Below are 19,325 nucleotides of genomic sequence, written 5' to 3'. Positions count from 1 at the left end.
TCCCGGCGGTCAGGCCGTGAACTCCTGCCACTGGTCCAGGCGCTGGAGCGCGAAGACGTCCTTGACCCCGGCGATGCTGTCCTCCAGGTGGGCCGAGTGCCCGGTCTCGTAGATCGAGCCGAGGGCGGACCGCAGGGAGGTGATGGTGGCGCGCAGGCCCTGGTTGGCGTAGATGACGGCGGAGACGCCGGCCGCGCGGGCCTCGTCGGCGTGCCAGTCGGGGTAGGTGGTGGGCACCACGACGACCGGCAGGCGGTCGTCCCACTGGTCGAGGAAGGAGAGCACCTCGTCCTTGGTGGCCTGCTTGGAGTGGACCAGCACGGCGTCGGCCCCGGCGTCGGCGTAGACCGCGCAGCGCTTGAGCGCCTCGTCGACGCCCAGCCCGCTGATCATCGCCTCGGTGCGGGCGATGACGAAGAAGTCCTCGCTGCGCTGGGACTTCTTGGCCGTCTCGATCTTGTGGGCGAAGGCGTTCACGTCGAGCAGGCTGTGGTCGGCCGCCGCGAAGCTGTTCATCTTCGGGAAGATCTTGTCCTCCATGCAGACGGCGGTGATGCCGGCCTGCTCGTACTCGGCCACCATGTACGCCACGTTCATGCTGTTGCCGAAGCCGGTGTCGCAGTCGGCGACCACCGGGACGGAGAGCGCCTTCTGGATGTGCGCGGCCGCGTCCAGGTACTCGCTCATGCTGAGCAGGCTGGCGTCGGGCAGGCAGCGGGCGGCGGAGATCTCGAAGCTGGAGGCCCAGACGGCCTGGAAGCCGACCTGCTCGGCGATGACGCCGCCGAGCGCCGAGTGCGCGCCGGCGATCCGGACCAGCGGGTGGTCCGCGAGGACGCTGCGGAAGGAGGGGTAGCTGTGGGGGGTGGGACTCACGTGGTGCTCCTACGTCATGGGTGATGGTTCATTCGACGGTTCGTCGGACACGCCGGCCGGCGGGGCGTCCCGGACGAAGGCCCGGAGGGCGATCAGGCCGCAGACCACGAACACCCCGGCCAGCAGCAGCCAGCCCGCGGCGCCCATGCCGAGCGGGAGCATGACCACCAGGGCGGGCCCGAAGAACTGCTGGAGGCCCCGGCCGAGCCCGAACACGCCCTGGTACTCGCCCATCCGGCCCTCGGGCGGCAGGGTGAAGGACAGCCCCCAGCCGCCGGCGGACTGGGCGAGTTCGCCCAGGGTCATCAGGACCGTGCCGGCGAACAGCAGGACGACGGCCAGCGAGGTGTCGGCGGCGCCGGACCCGGCGAACAGGCAGCAGGCCAGCGCCATCAGCAGACCCGCCCGCAGCAGCAGCCGGCCGGAGCCGGACACGGTGTCCGAGCCCCTGCCCGCGGCGACCTGGAGCAGCACCACCAGAACGGTGTTGACCACCGTCAGGGCCGCCACCAGGGCGCCCGGGGCGCTGGTGCGGTTGACGATCCACAGCGGCACGCCCACCGCGAGCACCGGCTGGAACAGCTCCAGGATCCCGGAGAGCGCGGTGGCCAGCAGGAACCGGCGGTCCCGGAAGGCCTCCCAGGAGCGTCCCGCGGTGGCCGGGACCACCTCGGGTCCGTCCGGCCGCAGGCCCAACGCCATGATGGCACACAGCAGTTGGAGCGCCACATTGACCGCGATCACGATCAGGAAGGCGATCCGGGAGTCCGTCGCCAGGGCGGCCCCGGCCAGACCGGCGCCGGCCGTGAAGCCGAGATTGAACAGGCTGCGCATCCTCGCCCGGACCCCCGCGGAGCGGGCGGAGCCGAACAGGGCGTGCGTCAGGGCCGCGCGCAGCGGGCTGCCGACAGTCTCGCAGACCGCGATCGCGCAGGCCACGGCCGTGAACGCGGCCACACCCTCGACGAAGGCGTAGCCGACGAACAGCACCGCGAGCAGACCGTAACTGGCCGCCAGCGGCCGCCGCGCACCGAACCGGTCGGCGACCCGCCCGCCCGGGACGGTGGCCAGGAACCCGCACAGTCCGGCCGCCGACATGGCCACCGAGACACTCTCGGCGGACAGGCCCACGGTCCTGGTGAAGAAGATGGCACTGGAGGTCAGGAAGAGGCCGGTACCGAGCGACTGGGTGAGCGTGAGCACACCCATGCGGCGCTCGGCCCCGGGCGCCGGGACGAGTTCCTTCAGGAACCCGGCGGCGGCCGAGCCGATGGTAGGCATGAGTCATCCAGGGGGTGGTTCGCGGAGGTGAGCACGTCGAGGCCGTGGCCTTCGGATCCCGGCGGTCCGGGGCGGCACCGACGGCCCACCGGGGCGCCCGCGGACGGGACGCCTCAGAGGTGGTCGAGCAGGTCCCGGGCGGTGCGCGTCACGGGCCGGCCGTCGACGACGAACTCGTAGGCCAGCAGGGCGACCGCCCGCTCCACCAGCGCGGTCATGCCCCGGTGGTCGGCGGCCGAGCCGCACAGCATGTCGAGCAGGGTGGTAGCCGTCCCGGCGGCCAGCTCGGTGCCGGGCCGTACCGAGAGCCGGTACGAGTCGACCCCGGGCAGCGCCCGGACGGCGGCCTGGCCGTCGACCCGGGTCAGCCGGCCGCCCCCGGTGGGACCGGGGGTGTAGTACTGGAAGTGCACCCGCTCCGGGCGGGCCGGATTCGGCCCGACCTCGCGGCCGAGCGCCAACTCGCCTGCCAGCGCGACGAGATCGAGCCCGAGGGAGCGTGCGGCCAGATCGGTCTGGTCGCCGCCGAGGCGGCCGTTGACCTCGATCAGCCGGGGCCCGGCGGCCGTCAGCTTGATCTCGGTGTGCACCAGACCGTGGGTGACCCCGAGCGCCCGGAGCGCCCGGTCGGCCAGCTCGACCACCTGGGCCTCCGGCCCGGGGGCCAGCTGCGAGGGCCAGAACTGCCCCGACTCCCGGAACGGCGGTGCCAGCGGCAGCTTGCCGGTGACGGCGAAGTGGCGGATCCCGCCGGGGGTGACGGCGCTCTCCACCGACACGTAGTCCCCGAACGGCGCGCAGTCCGCCCCCTGCAGGAACTCCTCGACCACCAGGGCCGGTTCGGCGCGCAGGAACTCCTCGACCACGGCGGCGCCGTGCTCCGGATCCGTCACCAGGACGGTGTTCCGGCTGCCCTCCCCGCGGACCGGCTTGACCACGGCGGGCAGGCCCACCTCGGTCAGCGCGGCGTGCCAGCCGTGGGCGTCGGTGAGCAGCGCGCTGCGCACGCCGTCCACCCCGGCCTCCCGGAGCCGCCGGCGCTGCGCCGCCTTGTCGGTCAACACCCTTACGGTTTCCGGGGTGTTGAACGGCAGGCCGAGCAGTCCGGCGAGCCGGGCGGTGTCGGCGAGCATCCGTTCGCTGAACGTCAGGATGCCTGCGGCCCCGTACTCGCGCAGCCGGGCGACGACCGCCCCGTCCCCCTCGGCCAGTGTGACGACGCCCGCGCAGTTCTCCTCGAACAGCGGGGCGACCTGCCGGGCGTGCTCGGAGTCGGCCAGCGCGACCAGCACCGGAGCCGTGCGCCCCAGGGCGATCACCTCGCGCGGCGAGGCCGAGCCCTGGTCGTAGACGACGACGATGGCCATCGCTCAGGCGCGATCGAAGAGTCGTGGGTCCTCGACGGCCTCGGCCAGCTGCCGGAGGGTGCTGCGGCGCAGCACCGCCGACCGGGGCATGTCCAGACCGGATTCAATGGCCCGGGTGGAAATCGCGAGGGCCAGCAGGGAATCCCCGCCGAGATCGAAGAAATCGGCGTCCAGGTCGTCGACCGGCGTACCGAGGACTTCTTCCCAAATACTTCTGAGTTTTTCTGTGGTGCTGGTGTCGGACATACCAGGCCTCTCCCCGTCGGCGTGCATCCGTGAATCGATTATTGGAGCAGGATTGCGGAACTGTCAATTCCGGGAGAACAGCGGGTTAACCGGAGTCGGTGCCGGAATTCCTGCGGGCAGGGCGAATCACGGCACCGCCCCGGAAATGGAATTCCCGGCGGAACCGCCCCCCTGCGGCCGGTCTCCCGGCAGGATCAGCCGGCGACCGCCACGACGGCCGTCCGCGCCGCGCCGACCTCGACCGCACCACCGGCGGTGCGCAGGTGCTCGATCAGGTCGGCGATGGAGATCAGCGCCAGGCCGTGCCGGCGGGCGAACTCCCGCAGCTCCGGCAGCCGGGCCATCGCGCCGTCCGCCATCGCGATCTCGCAGATGGCCGCCGCCGGACGCAGACCGGCCAGCCGGCACAGGTCCACCCCGGCCTCGGTGTGTCCGGCACGCGCCGGCACACCGCCGTCGACGGCCCGCAGCGGGAAGACGTGGCCCGGGCGCACCAGCTCGGCCGGGCGGGTGCCCGGCTCGGCCAGCAGGCGCAGGGTCAGGGCCCGGTCGGCCGCCGAGATGCCGGTGCTGATGCCGGCCGCGGCGTCGACCGAGACGGTGAAGGCGGTGCGGTGGTGCTCGGTGTTGTCGCGGACCATCTGGTCCAGCTCCAACCGGTCGAGGTCCGCGCCGGTCATCGGGGCGCAGAGCAGTCCGCGGCATTCGGTCATGGCGAAGGCGACCAGTTCGGTGGTGGCGCGCTCGGCGGCGAAGACGAGGTCGCCCTCGTTCTCGCGACTCTCGTCGTCGACGACGACGACCGCCCGGCCGGCCGCGATCTGCGCGACCGCGTACTCGACGGAGTCGAACGGCTGCCCGGTGTCGCCGACCGCGTACGAGGTCGCGTCGGCGGTGGTCGTGCCCGTGGTGGTGGTGCCCGTGGTGCGGCCCATCGGAACTCTCCTCGCGCTCGGGGCGCGGACTTCCGGGGCTGATGGAGATGGGCGTGCAGGGGCGGTCGTCGACCGCATTCCGGCGGAAAGCGGCCCGCGACCGACCGGCCGACGGGAATCCCCCCGGCCATCGGTAAAACCTGCCCGCCGCGCACTGCCTCCCTTCCGGACTTTAACCGTCGGTCCAGGAATTTCACCTGGTCAACCGGCCGCTGGCGGCGGACGGGTCGCGGACTGTGACCGCCGGTTCGGAATTTCACCGACCCCGGAGTGCGCAAACGTCTTGAACAACGCTCGTCAACCTCGCACACTTGCCGCGATCTTGACAAGGCGTCGGTGAACCGGCGGCGCCGTGGGCTGCATCACACCGCCGATCGGGGGTTCCCGACCCCGCCGTTCGGCGGGCATTGCCAATGCGCCGGGGGCGTGCCTAAGATCCGGACCGCCGATGCCTACCCACGAGTAGCGACCCCCGTTCGACCTGCGTCGAACCACTGGGGAAGGGGTCCGAGGGGCAGGCGCACGGCACTCCGGCGGGGGCCGGAGTCTCGCCGCCCGCGTTCCGGGGGCGGCACTGCGAAACGGGGGCAAGACGTTCATGCACGATCCTTCGAGCGGTCCGAGGCGCTTTGCCGTGCCCGCCGCGCCCACCGCGTCAGCCACGTCAGCCGCGTCCACCGCGTCCACCGCGTCCGTCGGTGACGCGTCCGGCCGGGGCGCGGCCGGGCCGGCGACCGGCCTCGGAACAGCCCTGCCCGCAGCCGGGGACAAGCTGCTGACACCGGGTCAGATCGTGCTGCGCCGGGAGATCCTGGACGGGCGGGTCTGGCTGAGCTACCCCGTCCGGGTCGTCGCCCACGAACCCGACCTGCTCGCCGTGTACCTGGCCCACGACACCCGACTCTCCTTCGGCGAGGGCGACTTCAGCTGGGGCCCGCACGGCTGGAGCACCGTCGCCGACCGCTGGCGCAGCCCCGGCGTCCTGCAGCTGCAGCGCCCCGGCGAGGCCCACGCCGTCTGGGCCATCCGCGACCCGGAGACCGACGAACTCTCCGGCTGGTACGTCAACTTCCAGGACCCGTACCGGATCACCGCCGAGGGCGTCGACACCCTCGACCACGAACTCGACCTCTGGATCCCGGCCGACGGCGGCCCGTACCGCTGGAAGGACGTCGAGGCCTTCGAGGAGCGCGCCCGCACCGGCGGCTTCACCCCCGCACAGGCCGCCGCCGTCCGCGCCGAGGCCGCCGGGCTCGCCGCCCGGATCGACCGCGGCGACACCTGGTGGACCGAGCGGTGGACGCACTGGCGACCCGCCGCCCGGTGGACCGCTCCCCCTCCCTCGGCCTGAGCCGACCCCCGCCGTCCGACGGTCCACCCGACCGCCCGGGCCCGTCGGGGCACCACCCGTGCCCCGGCAGCGCGACAGCGCGGCGCCACCGCACCGCGGCACCCCGATGCCGCGCCGGCGCGCACGCGGCAGTCCGCACCGCAGCAGCCCACACCGCTGCATCAGCACCACAGCACCGCAGCACCACAGCACCGCGAAAGGAACGACCGATGCGCATAGCCCTGGTGACCTCCCCCGGCTCCGTCGAGATCCGCGAGACCCCGCGCCCCGAGATCGGCGAGGACGACGTACTCGTCCGGATCGCCGCCTGCGGGCTGTGCACCATGGAGGCCAAGCTCTACACCGGCGCCATGCCCGTCTACCCCGTGGCCGCCGGACACGAGGTCTCCGGCCGCGTCGAGCAGGTCGGCGCGCGCGCCGCCGCACTGGAGGACGCCCCCGCCGTCGGCGACCTGGTCACCGTGGACCTGCTCACCCGCTGCGGCACCTGCCGCCACTGCCGCTCCGGCAACAGCGCCATCTGCGCGGCGCCGCAGGGCAGTCTGCTGCCGGACGGCAGCATCAGCATGGGCGCCGGACTCGCCGAGTACGTCCGGGTGCTGGCCGCCCACGCCTGGCCGGTCGGCGACGCCGACCCGCTGCACGCCGCCATGGGCGAGCCGCTGGCCTGCGTGGTGCACTCGTTCCGGCGCGGCTCCTTCCAGCCCGGCGACCGGGTCGCGGTGATCGGCGGCGGCTTCATGGGCCGGCTGCACCTGCTGCTCGCCCAGCACCACCAGGCCCGCTCGGTCACCGTGATCGAGACCGACGAGGCCCGCCGCGGCGCGGCCCTGCTGGCCGGCGCCGACCACGCCGTGACGCCCGAGGAACTCGCCGAACTCCCCAAGGCCGACGTGGTGTTCGTCACCATCGCCTCCCGCGAGGCGATCGCCGCCGGCTTCCGCGCCGCGGCCGACGGCGCCCGGCTGGTCCTCTTCGGCGGCTCCCACGACACCCCCGACGCCGTCCTGCCCGGCTACGAGGTGCACCGCCGCCAGCTCACCGTGACCGGCTCCTACAGCCAGGAGCCCGCCGACTGGCGTGCCGCCGCCGCCCTGCTGCGCAGCGGAGCGCTCGCCGAAGGACTGGCCCCGCTGGTCACCTCCCGCCACGAACTGGCGGACACGGACAAGGCCCTGACCGAGAGCTCCGGTTCGCCGGTCTTCCGGGTCTTCGTCGAACCGCGCTGACTCTCCTGCCCGCACACCCTCCTGACACACCGTCGGGCGCCCTCCAGGCGTCGGACACCCACCCGCACCCGCACCACCCAGGAGACCCCCCATGAGCACCACCCCCGCCGCCACCCGCCCCACCCTGCGGATCGGCGCCCAGCTCCACCCCCAGCACTGCGACCTGGCCGACCTGCGGGCCGCCTGGCGCGCCGCCGACGAACTCGGCGTCGACTCGCTGTGGACCTGGGACCACTTCATGCCGCAGACCGGCGACCTCAACGGCCGTCACTACGAGTGCTGGTCGCTGCTGGCCGCGATGGCCGTCGAGACCAGCCGCGCCACCATCGGCTCCCTGGTGACCTGCACCGCCTACCGCAACCCCCACCTGCTCGCCGACCAGGCCCGCACCGTCGACCTGCTCAGCGGCGGCCGCCTGGTGCTCGGCGTCGGCGCCGGCTGGTTCGAGCAGGAGCACCGCGAGTACGGCTACCCCTTCCCCGGCCCCGGCGGCCGGATCGACGCCTTCGAGGAAGCCGTCACCGCGATCCGCGACCGGCTGACCCGGCTCAACCCCGCGCCCGTCGGCCCGCTGCCGATCCTCATCGGCGGCGGCGGCGAGAAGCGCACCCTCCAGGCCGTCGCCCGCTACGCCGACCTGTGGAACTGGTACGGCTGGGACTCCACCGACCCGGTCGCCGAGTTCGCCCGCCGCAGCGGCCTGCTCGACGACTGGTGCGAGAAGCTCGGCCGCGACCCGCGCGAGATCGGCCGCACCGTGATGATCGACGCCCCGCAGACCGGCCTGGCCGAGGCGTTCGCGGCGGCCGGCGCCACCGAGATCATCGTCTCCGTCCCCGGCCCGTTCGACCTCGCCCCGGTCCGCGAACTGCTCGCCCTGCGCGACGGCCTGGCCGGCCGATGAGCGGAACCGGGCAGCCGGACGGCCGTCCCGGCGCCGGGTTCCACGGCCTGATGGCCGCCCTGCTGGCGTCCAGCGCCGGCATCGGCCTGGTCTTCCCGCTGACCAGCATCTACATCAGCGACCAGTTGGGGCTGGGCGGGACCGGCGCCGGCACCTACTTCGTGGCGATGGCGGCCGCCGGGTGCGCCGCCGCGGTCCTCGGCGGCCCCCGGGCCGACCGGGGCAGCGCGGCGGCGGTCGGCGCGGTCGGCACCAGCTCGCTGGTCCTCTCCTACGCGCTGCTCGGCGCCGCGGGCGGCAGCCTACCCGTGACGGCCGCCGGCCTGCTCGCGGGCGTCGGCTACGGCCTGCAGTACGCGGCCATCACCGGAGTGGTCACCGCCCTGGTGCCGGCCGCGGGGCAGCGCCGCGCCTTCGTGCTGCGCCATGTGATGACCAACGCGGGCATGGGCCTGGGTGCCACCGGCGGCGGGCTGCTGCTCGCCGCCGGCCGCCCGGCGGGCACGCTGCCCTGGCTGTACGAGGCGGCGGCCGCCGCCTCGGTGCCGCTCGCCGTGCTCTTCCTGCTGGTCCACCGGCGCCGGCCGGCCGTGTCCGAGGTGCCTCCCGCGCCCGACAGCGGTGCGGCGGACCGGGAACCCGACCCGCCGGGCTACCGGGCACTGCTGCGCAGCCGTCCGATCGCCCTGCTGATGCTCGCCCAGGCGCTCTTCGCGACCGCCGGCTTCACCCAGATCGAGGCGACCGTCCCGCTGCTGCTGCACCACGGCATGGGCATCGGCCTGGCCGGCGTCAGCGCGGTCACCGCCGGCAACGCCCTCGTCCTGCTGCTGCTCCAGCACCCCGTCGCCCGGCGCCTCGAAGCGCTGGCCGAGGAGGCCGCCCTGATCGCGGCGCCACTGCTGTGGTGCGCCGCGTTCGGCGCGGGCGCCCTCGCGACGGCCACCGACGGCACCGCCAGGACCGCTCTGCTGGCCGCCTTCGCCGCGCTCTTCGCGATCGGCGAGATCGCCTACTCCTCGGCGTTCTTTCCGCTGCTGGTACGGTTCTCGGGCCCCGCCTCGCTCGGCCGGGGCAGTGCACTGTCCTCGCTGGCCTGGAGCACGGGGACGGCCGTCGGGCCACCGCTGGGCATCGCGGTCGTGACGGCCACCGGCACCGGCACCGGCTGGCTCGCTCTCGCCGCGGGCGCCGCGGCGGTCCTGGCCGTCACCCTCCTGCTGCGCCGCGCGGCCCGATGAGGAGCGCACCGAGCCGGCCGCAGCCCGGCGCCAGAACCACCCACCCTGCGTACGGGGAGACGAACGGAGCTTCCGTGTCAGAGCTGAAGACCGCCCACCGGACACCGGCGGAACCGGCCGCCGCACCGGCGCCCCGGGCCACCGGCCCCGGCCGGTCCGCAAGGGCCACCGGCCGCCTGGCGACGGTACTGCCGCCGCTGGTGTTCGGCCTGGTCCTGGTGGGCACCTGGGACATCGTCACCCGGACCAAGGCCGTCTCCGCGTTCTTCCTGCCCTCCCCCGGCACCGTCGGCCAGGCCTTCGTCGACGCGATCACCGACGGCGGACTGCTCGGCTACGCCTGGCAGACCGTCGTGGAGAGCGCCGCCGGCAGCGGCCTGGGCATCGCGGCGGCCCTGCCGCTCGGCTACCTGATGGCCCGCAGCACCGTCGCCGCCCGCGCCCTGCAGCCCTACCTCGCCGCCTCCCAGGCCGTGCCGGCGGTGGCGCTCGCGCCGCTGCTCGCCCTGTGGATCGGCTACGGGCTGCTGCCGATCGCCATCCTCTGCGCGCTGCTGGTCTTCTTCCCGATGCTGGTCAACACCATGCTCGGCCTGCGCGAACTCGACCGCGACGTGCTCAACGCCGCCCGGGTCGACGGGGTGGGCCGGTGGGGCATGCTGCGCCACATCGAGTTCCCGCTGGCACTGCCGAGCATCCTCGCCGGGGTGCGCACCGGGTGCACGCTCTCCATCACCGGCGCGGTGGTCGGCGAGTTCGTGATGGGCGGCGAGGGCCTCGGCCAACTGCTCGCCGTCCAGCGCGGCCAGGCCGACTCCACCGGCCTGTTCGTCTCGCTGCTCACCCTCACCCTGCTGGCCGCCGCCACCTACGGCAGCGTCCGGCTGGTCGAGCTGACCGTGGACCGCTGAGCGCCGGCTCCCCGTAGGGCCCGCTCCTCCGCTCCTCCGGTACCGCCTCCCGCTCCTGTTCCCGTGTCTGTTCCCGCTCCTGTTCCCGTCGGAATCCCTATGAACAAGGACTGTCGCATGCCCAAGACCACCGCCCGCACCGCCGGGGCGCTCGCCCTCCTCCTCGCGGGCAGCGCCACGCTCTCGGCCTGCGCCTCCGACCCGACCGCCGCCAAGTCCTCGGACGGCAAGTCCGGCGGCGCCGTCACCGTCGGCCTCACCTACATCCCGAACATCCAGTTCGCCCCCTTCTACGTGGCGGAGAGCAAGGGCTTCTACAAGGAGGCCGGACTCAAGGTGACGCTTCGTCACCACAGCTTCACCGACGACCTGTTCGGCGCCATGACCGCCGGCCAGGAGGACGTGGTGTACGCCGGTGGCGACGAGATGCTCCAGGCCCGGGCCAAGGACGTGCCGGTCGTGGACATCGCCACCCTCTACCACACCTACCCGGTGGCCATGCTGGTGCCGCAGGACTCCCCGATCCACACGATCGCGGACCTGCGCGGCCACAGCGTCGGCACCCCCGGCCCGTACGGCGAGACCTACTTCGGCCTGCTGGCCCAGCTGAAGGCCGGCGGACTGACCACCAAGGACGTCGACGTCCAGCACATCGGCTTCACCCAGCAGGCCGCCCTGGTCGGCAAGAAGGTCGACGCCGTGATGGGCTACCTCAACAACGACGCCGTCCAGTTCCAGCAGGCCGGCCTGGCCGTCCGCCCGGTCGAGGGCACCGGCGGCGCCTCGGCCCTGCCCCTGGTCGCGGCCGGCCTCGGCGCCACCAGGGCCACCCTGGACAAGCGCGGCGACGACGTGCGCAAGTTCGTGGCGGCCACGCTGCGCGGTGTGCAGTACACCGTCGACCACCCGGACGAGGCGGTGACGATCAGCAAGAGCTACATCCCGGGCATGAACGACCAGAAGCAGCAGGACTCCGCCCTCGCCGTCCTGCGCGCCACCGCCCCGCTGATGCAGCCGCCCGCCACCGGGAAGCCGGGTCTCAACGACCCGGCCACCTGGGACCGGATGGCCGCCTTCATGCAGGAGCAGGGCCTGATCGAGAAGCCCGCCACCCCCGCCGAGGCCTTCAGCAACGAGTACCTCCCGTAGGTCGCGGGCGGTTCGGGCGCAGTGGGGGCCGACCGGGTCCGACCGGGTTCGGCCCCCACTCCGGTCAGCGGCGGCCGAGGGAGCGGTACGTCCAGCCGGCCGCGCGCCACGCCTCCGGGTCCAGCACGTTGCGGCCGTCGACGACGGCCCGGACCGCGACCTCCTCGCCCAGGGCCGCCGGGTCGAGTTCCACGAACTCGCGCCACTCGGTCAGCAGCAGCACCACCTCGGCCCCGCGCGCGGCCGCCGCGGCGGAGGCGGCGTAGGCCAGGTCGGGGAAGGCCTTGCGGGCGTTGTCCAGGGCCGCCGGGTCGTACACCGAGACCTGCCCGCCCTCGCGCGCGATCGCCGCCGCGACGGCGAGCGCGGGCGAGTCGCGGATGTCGTCCGACTCGGGCTTGAAGGCGGCGCCGAGCACAGCGACCTTCCGGCCGGCGAAGGAGCCGGCCACCAGCTCCCGGGCGTGGTCGACGGCCCGGCTGCGGCGGCGCAGGTTGATCGCGTCCACCTGCCGCAGGAACTCCAGCGACTCGCCGGTGCCCAACTCCTCGGCGCGGGCGACGAAGGCCCGGATGTCCTTGGGCAGGCAGCCGCCGCCGAAGCCGAGACCGGCGGCGAGGAAGCGCCGGCCGATCCGCTCGTCGTGTCCCAGCGCCTCGGCCAGCCGCACCACATCGGCCCCGGCCGCCTCGCACACCTCGGCGATCGCGTTGATGTACGAGATCTTGGTGGCCAGGAAGGCGTTCGCGGCGGTCTTGACCAACTCGGCGGTGGCGTAGTCGGTGACCACGGTCGGGATGTCGCCCAGCGGCCCGTACAGGTCGCGCAGCAGACCCTCGGCCCGGCCGGGGCGCACCCCGAGCACGATCCGGTCGGGCGCCAGGGTGTCCTCCACCGCGTGGCCCTCCCGCAGGAACTCCGGGTTCCAGGCGAGTTCGACGGCCTCCCCGGCGGGCGCCAGCGCGGTGAGCCGCTCGGCCAGCCGCGCAGCCGTGCCGACCGGGACGGTGGACTTGCCGACGACCAGGCAGGGCCGGTCCAGGTGCGGGGCCAGGGCGGTTACGGCGGCGTCGAGTTGGGAGAGGTCGGCGGCTCCGGAGTCCTTGCGCTGGGGCGTGCCGAGGCAGAGGAAGTGCAGGTCGCCGAAGGCGGCGGCCTCCTTCGGGTCGGTGCCGAAGCGCAGCCGGCCGGCGGCCAGGTTGCGGCGCAGCAGTTCTCCCAATCCCTTCTCGTGGATGGGCAGTTCACCCTGGTTGAGGGAGTGGACCCGGTCCTCGTCGATGTCCAGTCCGAGGACCTCGTGGCCGAGTTCGGCCATGCAGGCGGCGTGGGTGATGCCGAGGTAGCCGCTGCCGATCACCGTCAGGCGGTGTCGCACGGTCGGTCTCCTGTCGTTGGTGGGGTGCGTGGCATTGCCGGACGGGGCAGGGAGGCCGGCCGACGGAGGGGGGCGGCGGACGGGGCCGGCCGACCGGGGGGGCTGTGGCCCGGGTCAACCGACGGCCCGGGTCAGCCGACGGCCCGGGTCAGCCGACGGCCCGGGTCAACCGGCGGACGGGCCGGACGGCGAGCAGCGCGAGGGCGCAGCCCAGGCCGACCAGCGCGCCGAGGAACAGCAGCCGGTGCACGCCGACCAGTCCGCTGACCGGACCGGCGACGGCCTGGCCGAGCGGGACGGCCAGGATGGAGCCGGCGATCTCGTAGGCCGCGACCCGGTTGAGCTTGTCCTCCGGTATCCGGGTCTGGACCGAGGTCGCCCACTGGACGCCCCAGAACGCCCACCCGATGCCGCTGACCAGGTAGCCCGCCATCAGCAGGGGCACCGGCGGCACCAGCGCGGCGGACAGCGGCATCAGCGGGAAGAGCAGCATCGCCACCGCCCCGCCGAACAGCGGGCGGGAGGGGCGCAGCCGGATCGCGACCAGGCCGCCGAGCACGCAGCCGACGCCGAAGGCGCTCTCCGCCCAGCCGAAGGCCGCCTTGCCGTGGGCGTCGATGATGGAGACCGCGCCGACCGGGGTGATCGGGCCCCAGACCGCGACGCCGAGGACCCACCAGATCAGGATCACCGACCACAGCCAGGAGCGGGAGCGGAACTCCGTCCAGCCCTCGCGGAGGTTCTGCAGGGTGGAGGCGCTGCGGTCGGGTTCGACGTGGGGCAGCCGCAGGGCCGTCAGGCAGAGCCCGCTGACCACGAAGGTGACCGCCGTCGCGGCGAAGACCGACGCCGGGGAGACCACGGCGACCAGGGTGCCGGCGAGGGCCGGGCCTGCCATGGTGGCGACGCCCTGGCTGACCCGCAGCACGCCGTTGGCCTGCTGCGGGTCGGTGGCGACCTGGGGGACCAGGCTGGTCAGCCCGGGCTGGAACATCGCGGTGGCGAGCCCGCCGAGCACCGAGGCGAGGACCAGCAGCCACAGCGCCGGGTGGCCGAGCCAGAGGCAGAGCGCCAGGCCGGCCTGGATCGCGCAGCGCGCCCCGTCGGCGGCGATCATCTGCGGCCGGGGGTGGAAGCGGTCGGCGAACACCCCGCCGAACACCACGAACAGGGCGAACGCTCCCATCCAGGCGCCCAGCGCGACACCGACGGCGCCCACCCCGAAGCCGAGCGAGAGCATCGCCACGGCCGTCGCGACGGGAATCATGGTGTCGCCCAGCACCGCCATGGTGCGGGCGGTGAAGTAGAACCCGAAGTTGCGGGTCCACAGGCGGGCCGGCGGGGCGGTCGGCGCGGCCAGGGTCGCGGCCATGGGGCTCCTTCGGGACGTCCGCCGGGGCGGGCGGGTGCTCGGGGTCGGGCGGGTACCCGGGGTCGGGCGGGGGCGCTGTTCCGGGGGCTGCGGGCGCCGGGAGGCGGCGGGGGGGCGGGGGGCGTCGGCGCCGGTTCAGAGCGCGAGCTCGACCCGGTACGCGCGCAGCCAGGCGTCAGTCTGCAGGGCGGTCTCCAGCGCGGCGCGACCGACCCCCGCGACCAGGGCGTCCGCGCCGTCGCGGGCCACCGCGGCCCGGATCCCGGGCGAGAGCAGCGGGGCGACCGGGCTGTCCGGGTCCAGGGCGACCCCGGCCAGCCGCTCCCGCAGCACCCGGTCGTAGCCGGCGTCCCGCAGGTTGGGGTACGGCGTCTTGATCCGCATCGCCACCGGTTCGGGCAGCAGGTCCTTCATCGCCGCCCGCAGCAGGCTCTTCTCCCGGCCGTCGAACGCCTTCATCTCCCAGGGGATGTTGAAGGTGTACTCGACCAGCCGGGGGTCGGCGAACGGCACCCGGATGTCGAGCCCGGCGGCGCTGCCGAGGCGGTCCAGCCGGTCGAAGAGCACCCGGGTGTGGCGGGTGTGCGCGAGGTAGGTGACCTCGCGGTAGCGGGCCTCGACCGGGTCGGCGACCACCTCGGCGGCGGCGATCTCGGCGACGGCGTCCCGGTGGCAGTCCCGCTCGTAGCCGGCCAGGTCGAGCTTGCCGAGCAGTCCGGCGTCGAAGAGCACGTCGGTGCCGAGGAAGCGCGGCCGGTTCTCCGCCACCCACGGGAAGGTCGGGCAGGCGATCCACTCCGGCAGCCGGTTCCAGTTGTAGCCGCCGAAGACGTCGTCGCCGCACTCGCCGGACAGCGCGACGGCGGCGTGCCCGCGCGCCTCGCCGAACAGCAGCCGCAGCGAGGCGTACTGGTCGCCCTTGTTGATCGGGATGTCGTAGGCGGCGAGCACCGAGGCGCGCAGCGCGGGGTCGAGCAGGTCCAGGCCGGCCAGGGAGATCTCGCCGTGCTCGGTGCCGGCGTGCTCGGCCATCAGCCGGGCGTAGCGGTGGTCCTCGTTGCCCTGCGCGGCGGCGCCGTCCGCGCCCGGCTCCTGGTCGTTGACGGCGAGCGAGCGGATCGGGCCGCTGCCCCGGCGGCGGGCGAGGGCGGCGGCCAGCGCGGTGAGCGAGCTGGAGTCGAGGCCGCCGGAGAGCAGCGAGCAGGGCGGTTCCCCGCCGTCCAGGTGCGGGGCGACCGCGTCCTCCAGCAGCGCGCGCACGGTGTCCACGGTGGTGCCCAGGTCGTCGGGGTGGCCGGCCACCCGCAGCTGCCAGTAGCGCCGCTCGGTCGCGCCCGAGCGGCCGACCCGCAGCAGCGCGCCGGGCAGGACCTCGCGCAGACCGCGGAAGACCGCGTGGCCGGGCACCCGGGCGACGGAGAGGATGTCCCGCAGGCCGTCGGCGTCGAGGACGCGCCGGAAGCCGGGGTGGGCGAGCACGGCCTTGGGCTCGGAGCCGAAGAGCACGCCGTCCGGGGTGGCCGCCCAGAAGAGCGGCTTGACGCCCATCCGGTCGCGGACCAGCAGCAGTTCCTCCCGGCGCGGGTCCCAGAGGGCGAGCGCGTAGGTGCCCTCGATCCGGGTGACGAAGTCCTCGCCCCAGGCCAGGTACGCCTGGAGCACGGCCTCGGCCTCACCGCCGGTGACGGCGCGGTGCCCGGCGGCGGTGAGGCGGTCGCGCAGCGCGCGGGCGTTGGTGAGGTGGCCGGCGAAGGAGAGCACGGCGAGCGGGCCGGTGTCGCCGGGGGCGGTGAGCGGCTGCGGGTGCGGGTCGCGGGCGGTGCGGCGGTGGCCGAGGGCGGCGTGCGCGGAGCTCCACAGCCCCTCGCCGTCGGGGCCGCGCCCGGCCAGTGCCGTGGTCACTGCGGGGGCGGGCTGCGGGGGCGGGCTGCGGGGGCGGCGGGGTGGCCGGCGGCGCCGGACGGGGCGCCGCCGGCCGGTACGGTCACGCCCGCGCGTCGGACCCGCTCGGGGCGGCGGGGGCGGTCCGGTCGGCGGAGGCGGTCCGGTCGGCGGGCACGGTGTAGTCGCCGTGGATGTCGCAGGCCCACCACTGGGCGAGGGCGCGCATGCTCTCGCGGAGCTCCGCCGAGGGCTGCCAGTGGAGTTCGGCCCCGATCAGCCCGGTCGCCATGGTCCAGCGGTCGACCGTCGGGTCCTGGATCCACTCCCAGGGCGTGCGGCGCGACACATCGGCCAGGAACCCGGCGAGCTCCTGCTCGTCGAAGGCCGCCGAGGCGACGTTGAGCACCGGCTGCGCGGGCGGGGCCGCGAGGACGGCGCGCAGCGCGTCGGCCAGGTCGCGGTGGTCCAGCACCTGGTGGCGGCCCAGCGGGTTCAGGGCGAGCGGGCGCCGGGTCCAGGCCAGGTTCACCCACCGCACCAGCGGACTGTCCTCCGGCGCGTACCGGCCGACCGGGTCGGCGAGGCGCAGGACCTGCACGGCGACGCCGTGCTCCGCGCCCCAGGCCAGGACGGCCCGCTCCTCGCGCCACCAGCCCAAAGCCACCGGGTCCGCCGGGGCGGCGGCCGGGAGCTCCTCGGTGACGGTCCGTTCGCGGCTGCCCCGGTAGACGGCCGAGGAACCGGCGTAGACCACCCGCTCCACCCCGGCCTTGGCGGCGGCGGCGAGCACCTCGGCCAGCAGTTCCTCGTCCTCGGGGCGGCCCAGGTGCACCACGTACCGGACGCCGTCGAGGTCCCCGGCGGACGGCCGCCCGGCCGGGTGCACCGCGTCGTGGCCCCCGTCGGCGAGCAACCGGGCCAACTGCCGGGCGAAGTCGGCGTCGCCGCCGGTGACGGCCACCCGGGCGAGCGGAACCGGACGGGGCGTGCGGACGGCCGGGTCGGCCCCGGCGCGGCGGCCGGCGGCGAGGGCGGTCAGCGCGAAGTCGCGCACCGCCGGGACCACCGCCAGCAGTTCGGCGACGGTGTACTCCTGGCACAGCCCGCCCGTCCCGAGGCTCTCCAGGACGGCGGCGGCGATCCGCGGGTCCGGCTCCGGCCGGTCGGCGGTGACGACGCCGAGCGCGAACGCGGTCAGCCACACGGGCCGACCGGAACCCTCCAGGAGCCCGGCCGCGGCGTCCGGCCCGGCGGCGTCCAGCGCCGCCAGGCAGGCGTCCAGCAGCCCGGTGCGGGCGAGCTGCCGCTCGGTCTCCAGGTACTCCCACTCGGTGCCCCGGAGGACGGCGCAGCGGGCCTCGCCGTACTGGTAGAAGGGCACCACCGGGAACCGCGGGCACGGCTCCTCGGCGTCCACCGGTCCGGCCTCGCCGGTGAACAGGGTCGCCTGGCGGAAGCCGTGGTAGGTGTTGCCGGCGAGGCTGGGCAGGTCGTCGTGCTGCACGGTGCTGGGGGTGCAGAAGCGCACCGGCATGCCGATCGCGTTCAAGTAGCGCTGCACCACCACGTCGTAGGGCCAGCCGCCGCCGTGCTCCTTCTGGAAGGCCTCGTAGCCGCGGGCGGCCTCGGCGGGCAGGATCAGCGCCTGGCAGGGCACATGCTCCTGGAGGGTGTACGCCCAGGGCGCACCGACCAGCGCGGCCAGCCGGGCGACGGCGCCGTTGCGCGAGTCCCAGCCCGCGTAGAGGGAGATCGCCTCACCGGGCGCCGCCGCGGCGGCGCGCTCGGCGTGCTCGAAGAACCCCTCGGCGAACACCACGTCGTCCTGCAGCACCAGGTGGTGGGTGGCGTCGGGCGCCACGCAGGACCACGAGAGCGGCGCCACCCGGAGGGCGGTCGGACGGCCGTCCGGCTCGGGGTCCGTGATCACCAGGACGCGGCCCAGCGGGTCGGCCTCGGCGATCCGCCGGGCCTCCTCCGCGCGCCGGGGGTGGCTCATCACCGCGCCGCTCAGCCGCACCTGGGCCGGGGCGTTACTGGCATCATCCATCGAAGTACCTCGCTGTGGGGGGTTGGGGTTTCGGTGGGTCCGGTGGGTCCGGAATACCGACCGGATCGGGGTCCGCGCCGACTTTCACGACCGGATCCCTGGGGCCACGGGAATTCACCACGCCCGTACGGCGCGGACACGGCGGATCACGGCGGACCAAGGCGGATCCATTCCGCCGCTCCACCGCGCGTCCCGCCGTCACGATTCCTTGCGGCTGGTTTTTTGTTCCTGATCCCTTGCGCCTGATCCCTGAATCCGGATCCCGTATTGCTGATTCCTGATTCACGGGCCCGAGGACGACCGGGCGTTCGCCGTTCCGCCGCCCTCCGACCCGATTCGTCGAATGGCCGGGAAATTCGCCGCGTCAACATCCGTCGAGGTGGCGGGCGGAGTCAGCCCGCCTCGGCGATCCGCATCCGGTCGCGCTCCGCGCGCTCCTCCGTACCCCGCCGGGCGGCCGCGTCCAGGACTTCCAGCACCCAGGCGGACAGATCGCGGTTGGCGGCGTCGGCGGCGTCCTCCCAGAGTCCGCGCCGGGCCTGTGTCACGGCGAGCCTGAGTTCGACGGCGATGGATCGCGCGCCCGTGCCCGGATTGGCCGCGGTGCGGATCCGGCGCCGGAGTTCGTTGCGGGACCAGCCGCCCTGCTGGGCCCGGTCGAGCCAGTTGTCCTGCACTTCGGGATCGAGCGAGGCGACCTCGGCGTGGTGCTGCATACTCAGGGCCGGCCGACGGCGGACCGCCGGAAACTTCCGGGCGACCCAGGCGTAGTTCCGCAGCGTCTGGTAATCCAGCGCGGTTTCGTCGATGGCCCTCCGGTAGCGTTCCGGATAACGGTCCTGGCCGTAGACCAGCCAGTCGCCGAGCCACCAGGTGGCGGAATCCGCCGCGGCCCCGAGAGCCTGCCCGATGCGCATCCACGCGTCGATCGGGAGCCGTGCCGGGAGAGCGAGTGAGGTTTGGTCCCGGGAGAGTTCCGGACTCCTCCCGGTACGTCTTCCCAGAATCCCCACGTCGTCCGACCGATCCGCCCTTCGCATGCTGTCCTCCCCGTTGTTCAGCAACAGTCGATCATTTTGAGGAACGAACGGCACCGCTTCAAGGTCTAGACCAACCTGGAGATCCCCCCCCCCTCTCCTCCCCCCCCCCCC

The 19,325-nt window shown here is 74.3% G+C and carries 15 protein-coding genes, 1 pseudogene and 1 riboswitch; of the genes and pseudogenes, 6 read left to right on the top strand and 10 right to left on the bottom strand.

Translation table 11 applies throughout. From position 1 onward, the window contains the following. Positions 1-9 precede the first annotated feature (9 nt). The 5 genes and pseudogenes from IF01_RS0138900 to ribB form a co-directional block, all read right to left on the bottom strand. Positions 10-876, bottom strand: a complete 867-nt coding sequence (locus tag IF01_RS0138900) for an isocitrate lyase/phosphoenolpyruvate mutase family protein (RefSeq protein ID WP_030398374.1) — start codon at positions 874-876, stop codon at positions 10-12. A gap of 9 nt (positions 877-885) precedes the next feature. After that, positions 886-2,157 (bottom strand): MFS transporter, encoded by a 1,272-nt coding sequence (locus IF01_RS0138895; RefSeq protein ID WP_051757096.1) that lies wholly within the window; start codon positions 2,155-2,157, stop codon positions 886-888. 113 nt (positions 2,158-2,270) lie between these two features. After that, positions 2,271-3,524: an ATP-grasp domain-containing protein gene (locus IF01_RS0138890; protein WP_094745749.1), complete on the bottom strand. Its 1,254-nt coding sequence runs from the start codon at positions 3,522-3,524 to the stop codon at positions 2,271-2,273. A 3-nt stretch (positions 3,525-3,527) separates the two neighbouring features. After that, positions 3,528-3,770, bottom strand: a complete 243-nt coding sequence (locus IF01_RS0138885; RefSeq protein ID WP_030398371.1) for a phosphopantetheine-binding protein — start codon at positions 3,768-3,770, stop codon at positions 3,528-3,530. Positions 3,771-4,009: 239 nt separating this feature from the next. Continuing rightward, positions 4,010-4,705: pseudogene (gene ribB, locus IF01_RS0138880) on the bottom strand (3,4-dihydroxy-2-butanone-4-phosphate synthase); the annotation flags it as partial. 147 nt (positions 4,706-4,852) lie between these two features. Continuing rightward, a riboswitch (FMN riboswitch) is annotated at positions 4,853-4,983 on the bottom strand. A 356-nt stretch (positions 4,984-5,339) separates the two neighbouring features. Here ribB and IF01_RS0138875 point away from each other — a divergent pair. The 6 genes from IF01_RS0138875 (at position 5,340) to IF01_RS0138845 (ending at position 11,490) form a co-directional block, all read left to right on the top strand. Beyond that, positions 5,340-6,056 (top strand): ribonuclease FAU-1 family protein, encoded by a 717-nt coding sequence (locus tag IF01_RS0138875; protein ID WP_244215773.1) that lies wholly within the window; start codon positions 5,340-5,342, stop codon positions 6,054-6,056. A 209-nt stretch (positions 6,057-6,265) separates the two neighbouring features. Continuing rightward, positions 6,266-7,285, top strand: coding sequence for a zinc-dependent alcohol dehydrogenase (locus IF01_RS0138865; RefSeq protein WP_030398368.1), 1,020 nt, complete (start codon positions 6,266-6,268; stop codon positions 7,283-7,285). Between the two features lie 91 nt (positions 7,286-7,376). Then, a complete protein-coding gene (locus IF01_RS0138860; protein WP_030398367.1) occupies positions 7,377-8,189 on the top strand; it encodes an LLM class F420-dependent oxidoreductase in 813 nt (270 codons plus the stop codon). Next, positions 8,186-9,430, top strand: a complete 1,245-nt coding sequence (locus tag IF01_RS0138855; protein WP_051757094.1) for an MFS transporter — start codon at positions 8,186-8,188, stop codon at positions 9,428-9,430. The genes IF01_RS0138860 and IF01_RS0138855 overlap by 4 nt, the downstream gene beginning before the upstream one ends. Before the next feature lie 326 nt (positions 9,431-9,756). After that, positions 9,757-10,341 carry an ABC transporter permease gene (locus IF01_RS50640; protein WP_244215774.1) on the top strand — a complete coding sequence of 195 codons (585 nt, stop codon included), beginning with the start codon at positions 9,757-9,759 and terminating at the stop codon, positions 10,339-10,341. 117 nt (positions 10,342-10,458) lie between these two features. Next, on the top strand, positions 10,459-11,490 hold the full coding sequence (locus tag IF01_RS0138845; protein WP_030398364.1) for an ABC transporter substrate-binding protein: 1,032 nt from the start codon (positions 10,459-10,461) through the stop codon (positions 11,488-11,490). A 64-nt stretch (positions 11,491-11,554) separates the two neighbouring features. On the opposite strand, the gene IF01_RS0138840 is transcribed toward IF01_RS0138845, so the two are convergent. The 5 genes from IF01_RS0138840 to IF01_RS43085 all read right to left on the bottom strand — a co-directional run bounded on the left by IF01_RS0138840 (position 11,555) and on the right by IF01_RS43085 (position 19,214). Continuing rightward, positions 11,555-12,868, bottom strand: coding sequence for a UDP-glucose dehydrogenase family protein (locus tag IF01_RS0138840; protein WP_030398363.1), 1,314 nt, complete (start codon positions 12,866-12,868; stop codon positions 11,555-11,557). A 148-nt stretch (positions 12,869-13,016) separates the two neighbouring features. Beyond that, complete coding sequence (locus IF01_RS0138835) at positions 13,017-14,240, bottom strand: MFS transporter (protein WP_030398362.1); 1,224 nt, start codon at positions 14,238-14,240, stop codon at positions 13,017-13,019. Between the two features lie 135 nt (positions 14,241-14,375). Next, positions 14,376-16,142, bottom strand: coding sequence for an asparagine synthase (glutamine-hydrolyzing) (gene asnB / locus IF01_RS0138830; RefSeq protein ID WP_037782873.1), 1,767 nt, complete (start codon positions 16,140-16,142; stop codon positions 14,376-14,378). A gap of 82 nt (positions 16,143-16,224) precedes the next feature. Continuing rightward, positions 16,225-18,174: an NAD-dependent epimerase/dehydratase family protein gene (locus IF01_RS43090; RefSeq protein ID WP_244215772.1), complete on the bottom strand. Its 1,950-nt coding sequence runs from the start codon at positions 18,172-18,174 to the stop codon at positions 16,225-16,227. Between the two features lie 392 nt (positions 18,175-18,566). Further along, positions 18,567-19,214, bottom strand: a complete 648-nt coding sequence (locus IF01_RS43085) for an LmbU family transcriptional regulator (protein ID WP_167349802.1) — start codon at positions 19,212-19,214, stop codon at positions 18,567-18,569. Positions 19,215-19,325: the final 111 nt, after the last annotated feature.

The organism is Kitasatospora purpeofusca (assembly GCF_000718025.1).
GTDB classification, from domain to species: Bacteria; Actinomycetota; Actinomycetes; order Streptomycetales; family Streptomycetaceae; genus Kitasatospora; species Kitasatospora purpeofusca.
Note: the sequence above shows the minus strand (reverse complement) of the source record. Positions and strands in the feature narration are given on the sequence as shown.